At 72.1% G+C, this 13074-nt stretch carries 13 protein-coding genes and 1 pseudogene; 8 read left to right on the top strand and 6 right to left on the bottom strand.

Features of this window, described 5'->3' with window-relative positions:
* Positions 1-16 precede the first annotated feature (16 nt).
* The 4 genes from C1708_RS18955 (at position 17) to mscL (ending at position 2937) form a co-directional block, all read left to right on the top strand.
* On the top strand, positions 17-328 hold the full coding sequence (locus C1708_RS18955; protein WP_106413793.1) for an FmdB family zinc ribbon protein: 312 nt from the start codon (positions 17-19) through the stop codon (positions 326-328).
* Between the two features lie 176 nt (positions 329-504).
* Positions 505-1347, top strand: a complete 843-nt coding sequence (locus tag C1708_RS18950) for an S-methyl-5'-thioadenosine phosphorylase (RefSeq protein WP_198602536.1) — start codon at positions 505-507, stop codon at positions 1345-1347.
* 339 nt (positions 1348-1686) lie between these two features.
* Positions 1687-2286: a CpaB family protein gene (locus C1708_RS18945; RefSeq protein WP_106416366.1), complete on the top strand. Its 600-nt coding sequence runs from the start codon at positions 1687-1689 to the stop codon at positions 2284-2286.
* A gap of 138 nt (positions 2287-2424) precedes the next feature.
* Positions 2425-2937, top strand: coding sequence for a large conductance mechanosensitive channel protein MscL (gene mscL / locus C1708_RS18940; RefSeq protein ID WP_106413792.1), 513 nt, complete (start codon positions 2425-2427; stop codon positions 2935-2937).
* Positions 2938-3012: 75 nt separating this feature from the next.
* Here the strand turns inward: mscL and C1708_RS18935 are convergent, their stop codons facing one another.
* A complete protein-coding gene (locus C1708_RS18935; protein WP_106413791.1) occupies positions 3013-3189 on the bottom strand; it encodes a hypothetical protein in 177 nt (58 codons plus the stop codon).
* Positions 3190-3231: 42 nt separating this feature from the next.
* Between C1708_RS18935 and C1708_RS18930 the strand changes: the two genes are divergently transcribed.
* Positions 3232-4260, top strand: a complete 1029-nt coding sequence (locus tag C1708_RS18930; protein WP_106413790.1) for a P1 family peptidase — start codon at positions 3232-3234, stop codon at positions 4258-4260.
* A gap of 260 nt (positions 4261-4520) precedes the next feature.
* Complete coding sequence (locus tag C1708_RS18925; protein ID WP_106413789.1) at positions 4521-5267, top strand: DUF6227 family protein; 747 nt, start codon at positions 4521-4523, stop codon at positions 5265-5267.
* A 29-nt stretch (positions 5268-5296) separates the two neighbouring features.
* On the opposite strand, the pseudogene C1708_RS18920 reads toward C1708_RS18925, so the two are convergent.
* Together C1708_RS18920 and C1708_RS18915 are read right to left on the bottom strand one after the other, a co-directional pair.
* A pseudogene (locus tag C1708_RS18920) lies at positions 5297-6297 on the bottom strand (integrase core domain-containing protein); the annotation flags it as partial.
* Positions 6297-7796 carry an MFS transporter gene (locus tag C1708_RS18915; RefSeq protein ID WP_106413788.1) on the bottom strand — a complete coding sequence of 500 codons (1500 nt, stop codon included), beginning with the start codon at positions 7794-7796 and terminating at the stop codon, positions 6297-6299. The pseudogene C1708_RS18920 and the gene C1708_RS18915, both read right to left, overlap by 1 nt.
* Before the next feature lie 103 nt (positions 7797-7899).
* Here C1708_RS18915 and C1708_RS18910 point away from each other — a divergent pair, with 103 nt between their 5' ends.
* On the top strand, positions 7900-8772 hold the full coding sequence (locus C1708_RS18910; protein ID WP_106416365.1) for a helix-turn-helix transcriptional regulator: 873 nt from the start codon (positions 7900-7902) through the stop codon (positions 8770-8772).
* A gap of 67 nt (positions 8773-8839) precedes the next feature.
* Here the strand turns inward: C1708_RS18910 and C1708_RS18905 are convergent, their stop codons facing one another.
* Positions 8840-9127 carry a hypothetical protein gene (locus tag C1708_RS18905; RefSeq protein ID WP_106413787.1) on the bottom strand — a complete coding sequence of 96 codons (288 nt, stop codon included), beginning with the start codon at positions 9125-9127 and terminating at the stop codon, positions 8840-8842.
* 325 nt (positions 9128-9452) lie between these two features.
* Entirely contained in the window at positions 9453-10982 is a 1530-nt protein-coding gene (locus C1708_RS18900) for an MFS transporter (RefSeq protein ID WP_106413786.1), read from the bottom strand.
* Between the two features lie 62 nt (positions 10983-11044).
* Between C1708_RS18900 and C1708_RS18895 the strand changes: the two genes are divergently transcribed.
* The gene (locus tag C1708_RS18895; RefSeq protein ID WP_106413785.1) at positions 11045-12016 is read left to right on the top strand and encodes a helix-turn-helix transcriptional regulator; all 972 of its coding nucleotides are present in this window, start codon (positions 11045-11047) and stop codon (positions 12014-12016) included.
* On the opposite strand, the gene C1708_RS18890 is transcribed toward C1708_RS18895, so the two are convergent.
* Entirely contained in the window at positions 12013-12747 is a 735-nt protein-coding gene (locus C1708_RS18890) for a TetR/AcrR family transcriptional regulator (RefSeq protein ID WP_106413784.1), read from the bottom strand. The two genes, C1708_RS18895 and C1708_RS18890, sit on opposite strands and share 4 nt — an antisense overlap.
* Between the last annotated feature and the right edge of the window lie 327 nt (positions 12748-13074).

Raw genomic sequence — 13074 nt, 5'->3', positions numbered from 1 at the left:
TGCCAGGAGGAAGACAGTGCCGACCTACCAGTACCAGTGCACCGAGTGCGGCGAGGGCCTCGAGGCGGTGCAGAAGTTCACCGACGACGCCCTGACCGAGTGCCCCGACTGCCAGGGCCGCCTGAAGAAGGTCTTCTCTGCGGTCGGCATCGTCTTCAAGGGTTCCGGTTTCTACCGCAACGACAGCCGCGGCTCCTCGTCGAGCTCCTCTCCGGCGTCGTCGAAGTCCTCCGGATCCTCGTCGTCGGGTTCCTCGTCGTCGGACTCCGGTTCCGGCTCGTCCTCGTCCGGATCCTCCGGCAGCTCGGCGAGCACCACGGCGGCGTAACCGCCTCCCGCACACCGCGCAGGACCCTGTCGTCGCACGACGCCGGGGTCCTCGGCGTTTCCGGGGGGGCGGGTGACAGGGCTCGCGGCGTTTCCGGGGCGGATGGCAGGGCTCGCGGCGTCCGGGGAGGCGGCCGACCGGGCCCTGGGTGTTTCCGGTGCCGTTAGGGTCGGGCCATGGCGAACATGGCGAACGCCGAGATCGGCGTGATCGGCGGATCCGGCTTCTACTCCTTCCTCGACGACGTGACCGAGGTCCAGGTCGACACCCCCTACGGGGCGCCCAGCGACTCCCTCTTCCTCGGCGAGGTGGCCGGCCGGCGGGTCGCCTTCCTCCCCCGGCACGGACGCGGCCACCACCTGCCCCCGCACCGCATCAACTACCGCGCCAACCTGTGGGCGCTGCGGTCGGTCGGCGTGCGCCAGGTCCTCGGCCCGTGCGCGGTGGGCGGCCTGCGCCCCGAGTACGGCCCGGGCACGCTCCTGGTGCCGGACCAGTTCGTGGACCGCACCAAGTCCCGCGCCACCACCTACTTCGACGGGCTGCCGCTGCCCGACGGCAGCGTGCCGAACGTCGTCCACGTGTCCCTGGCCGACCCCTACTGCCCCACCGGACGGGCGTCCGCGCTGAAGGCGGCCCGCGGCCGGGACTGGGAGGCGGTCGACGGCGGCACCCTGGTCGTCGTCGAGGGCCCTCGCTTCTCCACCCGCGCCGAGTCGCTGTGGCACCAGGCGCAGGGCTGGTCGGTGGTGGGCATGACCGGACACCCCGAGGCGGCGCTCGCCCGTGAGCTGGAGCTCTGCTACACCTCGCTGACTCTGGTCACCGACCTCGACGCCGGCGCCGAGACGGGCGAGGGCGTCTCCCACGACGAGGTGCTGCGGGTGTTCGCGGCCAACGTGGACCGGCTGCGGGGAGTGCTGTTCGACACGGTGGCGGCACTGCCGGCGACGGAGGAACGGAACTGCCTGTGCGCGTCGGCGCTGGGTGGGATGGATCCGGGGGTCGAGCTGCCGTAGGGGGTGGGCCGCCGTAGGGGCCGCCGTTTTGGCGGGGTGGGCCGCCGTTTTGGCGGGGTGGGTCACCGTCGCGGTGTGAACGGGCGGACGCAGGACGCCGACGGGCGCAGGACGCCGACGGGCGGAGGACGCCGACGGGCGCAGGAGGCCGGTGGGCGGAGGTGCCCGTTCGGGTGGCGGGGTTTTCCACAGGCGGGGACGCGTCCACAGCCCCCGGCGGGATTCCGCCGGGGGCTTCATCGTGGGGTGCGCAAGCCGGTTCGGTCCCTCGTCCCAGGTGGTGGTCCTGTGTCGCTGTCGTCCGCGTCGTCGGTGTCGCCCGCGTCGTCGCTGTCGTCCATGTCGTCGACTTCGTCCGCGTCCCGTCGTCCTCCGTTCCCCTTCCCCTCCCCCGCCGTTCCGCGTCCGCACGGTGCCGATGTGCCGTCGCCGTGCGAGGTGCCGCACTTCGCCCCGGTGCGGGTGCGCGGTGCACTGCCGCTCGCGGGCCGGCTGGCGCGGCACCGCAGACGTGCCGTGGCGGTCGGGCTCGCGGTGACCGCGGCGGCGCTCGTGGCGGCGGGCCCGAGGGACACCGACCGGTCGCGTGGGCACCCCGAGCCGGCCAGGGCCACGGGGACACCGGTGCCGTCCGGCGGCGACGACCGTCCCGTACGGCAGCGGCGCGCGGGTGCGACGGTCACCGCGCCGGTGCGGATCGCCGACGCAGCCACCGTCCGGCTGCTGCGGCCCGGCGACCGGGTGGACGTGATCGCCGCCGAGGAGACGGCGTCGGGCGGTGAGGCGCGGGTGGTCGCGCGCGGGGCACGGGTCACGGAGGTGCCGGAGCCGTCGGACGGCGACGGGGGCGCGCTGGTCGTCCTGTCGGTGCCGCGCGGCACGGCGGCCGAGCTGGCCGGCGCGAGCGCCACGGCACGGCTGGCGGTGACGCTGTGGTGACGCGCGCGGCGACGGACGCCGTCCCCGGCCGGCGGTACCGTCCCGCCCTTCGGCACGATTGGACAACTCGCCTCGGTCGTGACGTAAGTTGCGGAGCGCTTTCCTCCGCACCCTACGCGCAAGAAAAGAGGCCCCGTTGTGAGCGACCAGGAGAAGACCAGCCTCTGGCAGGGCTTCAAGGCCTTCCTGATGCGCGGGAACGTGGTCGATCTGGCGGTGGCGGTCGTCATCGGTGCGGCCTTCACCAACATCGTCAACTCGGTCGTGAAAGGGATCATCAACCCGCTGGTGGGTGCGTTCGGCACCCAGAACCTCGACAGTTACGCGTCCTGCCTGAAGGGCCCCTGCGAGGGCACCGGGGACGCGGCGACCGGGGTGCGGATCCTGTGGGGCTCGGTCCTCGGCGCGACGCTGCAGTTCCTGATCACCGCGGCCGTCGTCTACTTCCTGATGGTGCTGCCCATGGCGAAGTACCTGGCCCGTGTGGAGGCCCGCCGGAAGGCGAAGGAAGGCGCCCGCGAGGTCGTCGAGGTCACCGAGCTGGAGGTCCTCAAGGACATCCGCGACGCCCTGGTGGCCCAGCGTGCGCAGGGCGAGGGCAAGAGCCTGCGGGCCGACGGCGGGGGCGAGCGGACCGGCGACGGCCGGTAGGACGCCCCGGGGGCGCACGGTTCGGCTTCGCCCTGCCCCGCAGGGCGATCCCGGCCGGGCGGGACCGCTGCCCGGTCAGATGTGGTGGGGCGGCTTCTCGTCGAGGAAGCGCTTCAGATCGCCGACGCTGTCGCCGGACGGACGCTCGCCCCATCCGCGGTCCGTGTCGTCGGAGGACTGCTGGTCCAGCGGGTCGTCGAAGACCAGCGCGGGCTTCGGCTCGCGCGGCCGGGGCTCGGGGGCGGTACTCATGCCTCCAGGGTACGGCCGGGGCCACGGGGGCATGACTGCCTCATGAAGGCTGACGCTCTGACGGATGTGCCCGGCGTGCGCGTGGGGCACGCGACACGGACCGGCGACGGATGGCTCACCGGCGCCACTGTGGTGCTCGCCCCGGAGGGCGGTGCGGTCGCCGCGGTGGACGTGCGCGGCGGTGGTCCCGGCACGAAGGAGACGGACGCGCTCGACCCGCGCAACCTGGTGCAGCGGGTGGAGGCGGTCGCGCTGACCGGCGGCAGCGCCTACGGCCTGGACGCGGCGTCCGGGGTGATGGCCTGGCTGGAGGAGCGGGGGCGCGGGGTGCGGGTCGGTCCTGAGCCCACGCACGTGGTGCCGGTGGTGCCGGCCGCCTGCGTCTTCGACCTGGGCCGCGGCGGGGATTTCCGGGCGCGGCCGGACGCCGCCCTGGGCCGCGAGGCGGTCGAGGCCGCAGCGGCCGGCGATCTCGGGGCGCCGGTGCCGCAGGGCTGTGTGGGCGCCGGGACGGGCGCCGTGGTGGGCCAGCTCAAGGGCGGGGTCGGCACGGCGAGCACGGTTCTGTCGTCGGGGGTGACGGTGGCCGCGCTGGTGGTGGCCAACGCGGTGGGGTCGGCGGTGGACTTGGAGACGGGGGTGCTGTACGGGGAGTACTTCGGAGGGCGGCCGCGTCTGCCGGACCCGGAGGTGCACCGGGCCGCGCGGCGACGGCTGGCGGATGCGGCCGAGCGCAACGCCCCGCCGCCGATGAACACGACGCTGGCGGTGGTCGCCACCGACGCCGAGCTGACCCGCGCGCAGGCGCAGAAGGTGGCCGGCACCGCGCACGACGGCATCGCGCGCGCCGTCCGCCCGGTGCATCTGCTGAACGACGGCGACACCGTCTTCGCCCTGGCCACCGGCACGCACCCGCTGGACGTGAAGGATCCGCTCGCGCTGAACGAGGTTCTCGCGGCGGGCGCGGACCTGGTGACCCGGGCGATCGTCCGCGCGGTACGCGCCGCCGGTCCGGTGGACGGTCCGGGCGGGGCGTGGCCGTCGTACGGGGAGTTGTACGGCGGAGGATGAGGGGGAGGCGGGGAGGGGAGGGGGGCGGGCCCCCCGGCGCGCGCGGACCGGCGCACAACGGGTCGCGCGCCCTCTCCCACGCACCCCAGAAGTACCGTTTGACCAGGAACAATTCACGCCAGGGCAGGCTTCTTCGGGAACTTCTCGCGCGTTTCGCTCGTCGTTCGGGCAGACGTTTTCTCGGTTCCCTGACACGACGTCCGACCGAGGGGCTACGGTATGCACCCACAAGGTGACATGCAGCAACGCCGGGAGAAACCTTGAGCGTTCCGTACGAGACGGCAGCGTGCGAACCACCTGACTCGTCCGACTCACCGGAGGAGCATCTCGCGCGCCTCCTGGGCCGCACCCTGAACTCCTTCGAGCTGCCGGACGAGACGATCCGCCGACTGGACCGTGCGCTGGCGCACGACAGTTCCCTGCATTCGGCGCACCACAGCGCGGGTCTGCACCGGGAGACGTACCGGCACACCTGGCTGCTGGCGGACGGTTCGGCGCTGACGCTGTGGGAGCTGGTGCACAACACCGCTCCGGGCAGCGAGCCGCAGCACGAGGTGTACGTGGACGAGGAGGAGCTGCGCACGGCGACGGCGCGGCTGCCGTTGCCGCCGGAGACCCCGGACTTCGAACTGCCGGTGACGACGCCCTCGTTCCCGCTGCCCGCGGTGCGGCACGCGTACGTCCCGGACGACTCCCCGGACCACGCCCGCCGCTTACTGCGCCGGGCGGAGAACGCCGACCGTCCGGACGCCGACATGGCGGCGCTGCTGGCGACGGCGTGCGCGCACCGCATCACCCAGGCGTTCGGCCGCCCGCCCCGGTCGGGCCGTGCAGCGCTGTGTTTCTCGCTCTACGAGCACGCGTTCCTGCTGGGTGACGGTGAGGAGGTGTCCTTGTGGGAGGTCGAGCACACGGTGACGCCGGACGGGCGGCACATGTGCGAGGTGTACACCAGTGAGGACGCCGCGCGGCGGGCGATGGAGCGCCGGGCCGCGCAGGGCCGCTGACGCGGGGCGCGGGGCGCGGGGACGGTCCAGTTGTATGAGGGCAGGACGTTGGTGACGCCACTCCGAAGGCTCGCTGCGGGTGGCTGGCCGCCTGCAGCGCCGTGCGGCCGGTGGTAGTTGTCGTGGATGTTCCAGACCGCTGTCGCGCTTGCCCGTGCGGCTTCGGACGTGAACTCGCGTGCGGAGAGGAGTTCCTCGGCCAGGATCCGTTGATAGCGCTCCACTTTCCCGTTATGACGTGGGGTGACCGGCTTGGTCTTCTGGTGCCTGCTCTGTTTGCCGACGATCCGCGCGAAATCGCCCGAGCGGTAGCGGGCGCCGTTGTCGGTCACAGCTCGGTGGATGTGGTTGATTCCATGGGCGGCGAACCAGGCCTTTGCCCGGGCCAGGAACGTCGCTGCGGTGGAACCCTTCTCGTCGGCCAGTGGCTCGGCGCAGGCGAGCCGGGAGAATCCGTCGACCATGGAAGGGAGGTAGACGTAGCCACGTTTGGCGCCGGCGGTCTTTGCCCGGTCGACCGCCTTGGCCTGGTTGCTGTCGCGGCCGTGGACGCGCCAGCCGCCGCCCTCGGGGATCCGGCCGGCCTTCTTCACGTCCAGGTGCGCCATGTGACCAGGCCGGCGGGCGGTGGTCTTATCCGCCTTGCGGTTGTTGTCCCCGGTCGGGTCGAAGAACCGCCTGCGGGCCGGCCCGAGCCGAGCCAGGTGTCGTGTGACGGTCCGCCGGTTGATCGTGAGCCCTGTCTCAGCGAGTTCGTGAGTGATCCGCTGCACGGACCGTTTCTCTCCCCTGCGCCATGTCTCGATCTTGGTGATCACCTCGGTCGGGGTCGCGTTCGGGCTGGTATGCGAGGTCGAGGCCGGTCGTGTGGGCCAATGTCGCCGTAGCGGCGCCACCGGTTGACCCACTTGGATGCACACGCTCGTGAGATTCCCGTCCCGGCGGCGGCATGGGCGATCGGGCGGCTCTGGCAGCGCTCCACCGATCGCCGTCGGCCTTCGGCCGACAGGGGTGCGTTGGCGTGAGCCATCAAGCCTTGCTCTCCACTCGGTCCGTCGTGGGCCCGCCGGGCACCGGCTTGGGGAGCCAGCGCAGGGCAACGGCCCCGAGCGCGGCGTGCAGGACGCCGGCCATCACGGCAGCGGCGTGCAGACCGGTGACGAAAGCCCCCTTCGCCTCCTGGACCGCTGCGGGCGCGAGGCCGGGCAACTGGAGGGTCTCGTCGAGGGTGGGGGCGAGATCTGGCCCCTGGAGCCGGAAGATCAGCGCGGCGAGTGACCCGAGGATCGCGATACCGAGGGCATTGCCGATCTCGTTGCTGGTCTCGGCGATCGCGCCCGCCGATCCCGCTCGTTCCGTAGGAACTGCCCCGACCGCGGTGTCGGCGACGACGCTGAAGGAGATGCCGTAACCCACGCCGGCGATCGCCGTCGAAGCGATGTACCAACCGATCCCGCCTGTTGCCGTGGTGGGGAGCAACAGCACCAGACCGGCCGCGATGGAGAAGTGGCAGATGACGAGCGCGGCCCTCTTGCCGATGCGATCGACGACAGCCGGCGTGACGATGCAGGAGACCGTGAGGACGGCCGCACCGGGGAGCGCCAGGAGTGCCGCGTGCAGGACGCTCAGGCTCAGGACGGACTGGAGGTAGACGCCTGCCAGGTACGCCGCCGCCGACCACGCTGCCAGCGGCAGCAGACCGGTGATGATCGCGATCGTGAAGACGCGGTCACGGAACAGGGAGAAGTCGATCAGCGGGTGCTCAAGGTGCCGCTGGCGGAGAGTGAACCACGTCAGCAGTACGACGCCGAGGAGCGCCGTCACGGCTGGCAGGACCGACACTCCGTCTGCGGCCATGTCCTTGAGACCGTAGATCGTGAGCAGGAGACCTCCGGCGGAGGTCGCGACACTGAGCGAGTCGATGCGACCTGGCCGAGCCGCGCGGACCTCGCGGAGAAGGACAGGCGCGAACAGCAGGAACACGACGATGACGGGGAGGTTGATGAGGAAGACGGAGCCCCACCAGAACCGCTCCAGGAGGGTGCCGCCGACGATCGGGCCGACGGCGAACCCGGCTGCGAACGCGGCGGCGAAGATGCCGATGGCCTGCGCCCGGCGCCGGGAGTCGGGGAACAGCTCGCTCAGCACGGCCAGGGCCGAGGGCAGGAGGGTCGCGCCGGCCACCCCCATGAGCGCTCGGAAGGCGATGAGAAGCTCCGGGCTCGGTGCGAACGCCGCCCCGGCGGACCCGGCTCCGAACACGGCCGCGCCGATCATCAGCAGCTTCAGCCGGCCGTAGCGGTCGCCGATGCTGCCGAAGGCGATCAGCAAGGAGCCGACGGCGAAGCCGTAGACGTCCAGGATCCACAACGCCTGGTCGGCGGTCGGTGAGAGGGCTTGGTTCATCCGCGGCATCGCCAGGAACAGGATCGATCCGTCCATGGAGACGAGGAGGACCGGTCCGAGGATCACCGCGAGCCCGAGCCACGCCCGCAGGCCAGGTGAGTTGTGCACACGCTGTTGAGTCATGCCGTCGACGGTCCGACGCAACGCGGTCGCCCACCATCCCCGTGCCGTGGGTACACCCGACAGGTACACCCACCGGCCTGGCCGGCATCCTAGGCTCGGGCTCATGGAGAGCCTCGGAACGTTCCTGAAGAGTCGCCGTGACCGGGTCACTCCGGCTGAGATCGGCCTACGCACCTACGGCACCTCTCGCCGAGTCCCCGGCCTGCGGCGTGAAGAGCTCGCTCAGCTCGCCGGAGTGAGTGTGGGGTACTACACGCGCTTGGAACAAGGCCAGGCTGAGACCGCTTCCGAGCAGGTTCTCGACGCGCTCGCTCGTGTGCTCCGGCTCGACCGGGTAGAGACCGTCCACCTGCACAATCTCGCTCGACAATCCGTGAAGCCCGGCCTGTGCGAACCGCCTCGCGAGGAGCCTCACCCGCGAGTCCTCACGCTCCTGGAATCACTCGGTGAGGTCACACCCGCGATTGTTCTCGGCAGGCGTGGAGATGTGCTCGCGTGGAACCGCACCGGACACGCACTCGTCGCCGAGCACATCTCCTACGAAGCGCCACAGGACCCGGCACAGCGTCCTTCGATCCCACGGATGTTCTTCCTCGATCCCCTCACCCGCGACATGTACCGCAACTGGCACGAGCTCGCCCGCATCCACGTCGCCTACCTGCGACTCACCGCGGGCCGGTACCCCACCGATGCCCGCCTGGCAGGGCTGATCGGTGAACTCACCATGCGCAGCGACGACTTCGCCACGATGTGGGCCACCGGTGACGTCTCCGATTGCACCGTCGGGGCCATGCACCTGCAGCACCCCACCGTCGGTGCCGTGGACGTGGACTACCAGGTGTGGCTCCAGCCCGACAGCCCCGACCACCGAGTCGAGATCTACACCCCGAAGGACTCGACCTCTTCGGACGCGTTGCGAGTCCTGACCCATCAAAGCAGCCGGGCCAGTGAGACACAGTCGATCAGACAGCACTGAATCACTGGCCTGACCGGACAGGCCCCAGGCGCAGCTCCGCCGTCAACGACGTCGTTGCCCGCAACATCTAGTCCCCTTCGGAGAGGCGCCGTACGAGGACGGCGAACGCATCGCGTTCGGCCTCGGTGAGGCGTACGGTCTCGGCGCTCGGGCCGGTGACCCGCTGGCGGGGGATGACGGGGGCGCCGTGGTGGGTGTGCATCGCGGTGGGCTCCGCCCCGGGGTGATTGCGTGTGCGCCTGCGGACGCGTACGCGGCGCCGCAGGGCGTCGGCCAGACCTGCCGCGCAGGCCACAACCACCAAGGTGAGGACGGTGGCACCCGTCGTCCGCGAGAGGGTCTCTTGCTCAGCCATGCGGCCCAGTACACACCACGGTCCGGGGCTTTGTACCCCGGACCGTGACGATCGTGATCTATATCGCACTAGGCATGAACAGCCCACACACCCCCAAACGGACGCATCGTCACAAAGTCTGCACGGCGACCGCTTCCCTGCTCCGGTCCGGTGCCGGGGCGGCGTCCGTGTCCGCCGCCGGGCCGGCCGGATCCGCCGTACGACGCAGGTCCTTGAGGACGACGATCACGAAGGCCGTGAGGTGCGCGGGCGGCCTCACCAGGCCCGTTTGCCTGTGCGGCTGCATGGCTGCACGGCTGCACGGCGGGAGACCGGAGAGGGCCCGTCAGGGCACCAGCTCCCGCTCCTTCTCCCCCGTCACGGGCGCCTCCTCGACGCCCCCGCCGCCCTCGACGTGCTGCGCCGGACGCTTCGGCAGGGCGAACATCAGCAGGTAGATCGCGCCGAGCACCGCCGCCACCCAGCCCAGTGCGTGAGTGAAGCCGTCGACGAAGGCCGGGCCCACCTCGGCGGGCGTGAGCCGTTCGTCGATCACGCCGAAGAACACCACGGACACCAGGCCGAGGCCGAGCGCGTGGCCCATCTGCTGCACGGTGTTGATGAGCCCCGACGCCGATCCGGCGTGCTCGCGCGGCACTTCGGACAGCACCGCGTCCGTCAGCGGGGCCACGATCAGGCCCATGCCGGCGCCCATGACGACCAGTGGGAGCGCCATCTGCCAGGAGGTGATGCCGAGTCCGTAGCGTTCGGCCTCCGCCAGGTAGATCAGCACGCCGGCCGTCATCACCAGGGCGCCCGCCTGGAGCACCTTGCGTCCGAAGCGCGGGACCAGCCGCTGGACGGACACCGCGGCCGCCACCGACACCGCGACGGAGAACGGCACGCCGGTCAGTCCGGCGCGCAGCGCGCTCCAGCCCAGCCCGACCTGCATGTACAGCGTCCAGACCAGGAAGAACACGCCGAGGCCGACGCCGAACACCGTCTGCACGGCGATGCCCGCCGCGAAGCTCTTCACCCGGAACAGCGACAGTTCGATCAGCGGGGACCCGTCCCGGGCGCCCCTGGCCCGCTCGTACGCCACCAGGGCCGCGAACACCACGAGCGCGCCGGCCATCGACACGTACCCCCACACCGGCCAGCCCAGTTCACGGCCGCGGGTGAGCGGGTAGAGCAGCATGAGCAGGGCGAGCGTGACGAGGGCGGCGCCGGGCAGGTCGAGGGTGCGGGCGCGCGGCGCCTTGGACTCGGTGATGAAGCGGCTGCCGAGGACGAGGGCGGCGATGCCCACGGGCAGGTTGATCAGGAAGATGGGCCGCCACTCCAGGCCGAACAGGTTCCACTGGGTCAGCAGCGCGCCGAGCAGCGGTCCGGACACGGCGCCCAGGCCGACGACGGCGCCGAACAGGCCGAACACCTTGCCGCGTTCGTGCGCCGGGAAGGTGGCGTGCACGATCGAGAGCACCTGCGGCACCATCAGCGCGGCCGTGGCGCCCTGGAGGATGCGGGAGGCGACCAGCATCTCGGGGTTGACGGCGAGGCCGCACAGGGCGGAGGCGGCGGTGAAGCCGCTGATGCCGACGAGGAAGATCCGCTTGCGGCCGTGGATGTCGCCGAGCCGTCCGCCGGTGATCAGCCCGGCGGCGAAGGCGAGCGCGTAGCCGGCGGTGATCCACTGGATCTGGCTGAAGGTGGCGCCCTCGTCGCGCTGGATCGACGGGACGGCGATGTTGACGATGGTGACGTCGACGAGGTCCATGAAGGCCGCGGTCATCACGATGGCCAGCGCGAACCAGCGCCGGCGGTCGTTCGTGGCGGGCTGCGGCGTCTGCGCGGGAGCAGGGTCGGTGGAATGCATGTCCGTGAAGTTAGGACCGCAGTAGGTCAGATCCGGTCCTAGTGGTGCGGCATGCTCGGTCCATGACGACGGACACCCCGGCCCGGCTGCTCCAGCTCCTCTCCCTCCTCCAGACGCCCCGCGAGTGGCCCGGCGGCGAGCTGGCCGACCGCCTCGGGGTCTCCCGGCGCACGGTCCGGCGGGACATCGAGCGGCTGCGGGACCTCGGCTATCCCGTGCGGGCGACGATGGGATCGGACGGCGGCTACCGACTGGTCGCCGGGAAGGCGATGCCGCCGCTGGTGCTGGACGACGAGGAGGCGGTGGCCATCGCGGTCGGCCTGCGGGCCGGCGCCGGGCACGCGCTGGAGGGCGTGGACGAGGCGTCGGTGCGGGCCCTGGCGAAACTGGAGCAGGTGCTGCCCGGCAGGCTGCGCCACCGTGTCAGCACGCTCCAGGCCGCGACGACGCCGCTGACCAGCGGGGACGGTGCGACCATCGCCCCGGGGACGCTGACCGTGATGGCGTCCACGGTGGCCGGGCACGAACGGCTGCGGTTCTCCTACCGGGCGGCCGACGGCACCGAGTCCCGGCGCCTGACGGAACCCCACCGGCTGGTGTCCACCGGCCGCCGCTGGTACCTCGTCGCCTATGACGTCGACCGCGCGGACTGGCGGACGTTCCGCGTCGACCGGATCAGCGACACCTTCGCCACCGGCGCCCGCTTCGCACCGCGCGAACCGCCGACGGGCAGCGCCGCGGAGTACCTGCGCCGGTCCATGAACCGCGCGCACGAGTCGTACGAGCTCGTCGTCACGTTCGCCGCGCCCGCCGCGACGGTCGCGGCCCGGCTCCCGCACTGGATGGGCGCGCCCGAGCCGCTGGACGACAGCCGCTGCCGGCTGCGGACGACGGTGAGCGAGCCCAAGGACTGGATGGCGGTACGCCTGGCCCTGCTGGGCCACGCCTTCACCGTTCAGGAGCCGCCGGAACTGGCCGAGGCGGCACGGGAACTGGGCGCCCGGCTGACCGGGGCAGCGGGCGCCGCCGACTAGGACGGACGCCGGTTCCTGGAACCGTCCCGCGTCGGCATCACCGCGTCCCAGGGGAAGTCCCGCAGCGCCGTCAGGTTGGCCGCGGCCAGTGCGGCCGGGCCCTTCGGGCCCTCCGCCGGGCCGTCGCCCGCCGCCCAGCTCTCCATGGCCGTGCGTACGGCCGCGCACGCAACGGCCGCGGCGAAGCACAGGCGGGTGCGGGCGGCGACGTCGGCGTCCGGACGCGGAGGCCGGCCCTCGGTCAGCCGGTGGGCCAGCGCCTCCGCCAGGTCACGTTCCGAGGTGCGGCAGGCGTCCGCCCAGATCCTGCTCAGCGCGGGGTTGTCCGCCGCGAGCCGGATGAGGGCGCGCACCCAGTTCCAGGACTCCTCGGTGACCCCGAGGCCGGGTGTGAGGGTGTGGCGCGCGGCCTCCTCGAGCACGCGTGGCAGCGGTGTCCCGGCGGGGGCGGTGCGGACCGCGTCCACCCAGCGCCGGGCGCCGATCGCGTAGAGGGGGCCGATGGCCTCTTCCTTGGTGGCGAAATACCGGTAGAAGGTGCGCGGGGCGACGCCGGCCGCGTGGGCGATGTCCTCGGCGCGGGTGGCACGCAGTCCCTGCCGGACGAAGAGGGCGGCGGCGGTACGGGCGATGTGGAGGCGGGTCTGCGCCTTGCGCCGTTCGGTCAACGAGCCGTCGGCCGCCGGGTCTTCGGGAAACGGCGGGGGCGGCGTCGGGGTGGTGCTGCTCACCTTCGGCAGGCTATGCCCATGTGGCACAATCTGCCATCTGGCGGGCCACCCCGGGGTTCAGGTCCGGGGTGACCCGCTATGAGTGCGGCCCGTGCCGGACCCGGCTTGAGAAGCCGTAGGCGGCTTGAGAAGCCGGACCCGGCATGAGAAGCCGAACCCGGCATGAAAGACCGTACGCGGCACGAGAACCGTGTGCGCGGCGTGAGGAGCCGTGCGCGGGCCCGGGAATCCGGAGCCCGGCACAGGAGAAGCCAGGCCCGGCGCCCGGGGGGACAGGCGCCGGACCCGGCCTGGGAAGTCCCGGCGCCGGGGGGGTGGTGCGTCGGG

It is taken from the genome of Streptomyces sp. DH-12, from assembly GCF_002899455.1.
GTDB lineage: Bacteria > Actinomycetota > Actinomycetes > Streptomycetales > Streptomycetaceae > Streptomyces.
The sequence above is the reverse complement of the archived record's forward strand: the minus strand, read 5'-3'. Positions and strand labels throughout refer to the sequence as shown.

Coding starts and splice junctions, on each gene's coding strand:
- C1708_RS18915 (WP_106413788.1), bottom strand. CDS start 7,796: ATGACTCAACAGCGTGTGCACAACTCACCTGGCCTGCGGGCGTGGCTC.
- C1708_RS18905 (WP_106413787.1), bottom strand. CDS start 9,127: ATGGCTGAGCAAGAGACCCTCTCGCGGACGACGGGTGCCACCGTCCTC.
- C1708_RS18945 (WP_106416366.1), top strand. CDS start 1,687: ATGTCGTCGACTTCGTCCGCGTCCCGTCGTCCTCCGTTCCCCTTCCCC.
- C1708_RS18895 (WP_106413785.1), top strand. CDS start 11,045: ATGACGACGGACACCCCGGCCCGGCTGCTCCAGCTCCTCTCCCTCCTC.
- C1708_RS18935 (WP_106413791.1), bottom strand. CDS start 3,189: ATGAGTACCGCCCCCGAGCCCCGGCCGCGCGAGCCGAAGCCCGCGCTG.
- C1708_RS18930 (WP_106413790.1), top strand. CDS start 3,232: ATGAAGGCTGACGCTCTGACGGATGTGCCCGGCGTGCGCGTGGGGCAC.
- C1708_RS18950 (WP_198602536.1), top strand. CDS start 505: ATGGCGAACATGGCGAACGCCGAGATCGGCGTGATCGGCGGATCCGGC.
- C1708_RS18910 (WP_106416365.1), top strand. CDS start 7,900: ATGGAGAGCCTCGGAACGTTCCTGAAGAGTCGCCGTGACCGGGTCACT.
- C1708_RS18900 (WP_106413786.1), bottom strand. CDS start 10,982: ATGCATTCCACCGACCCTGCTCCCGCGCAGACGCCGCAGCCCGCCACG.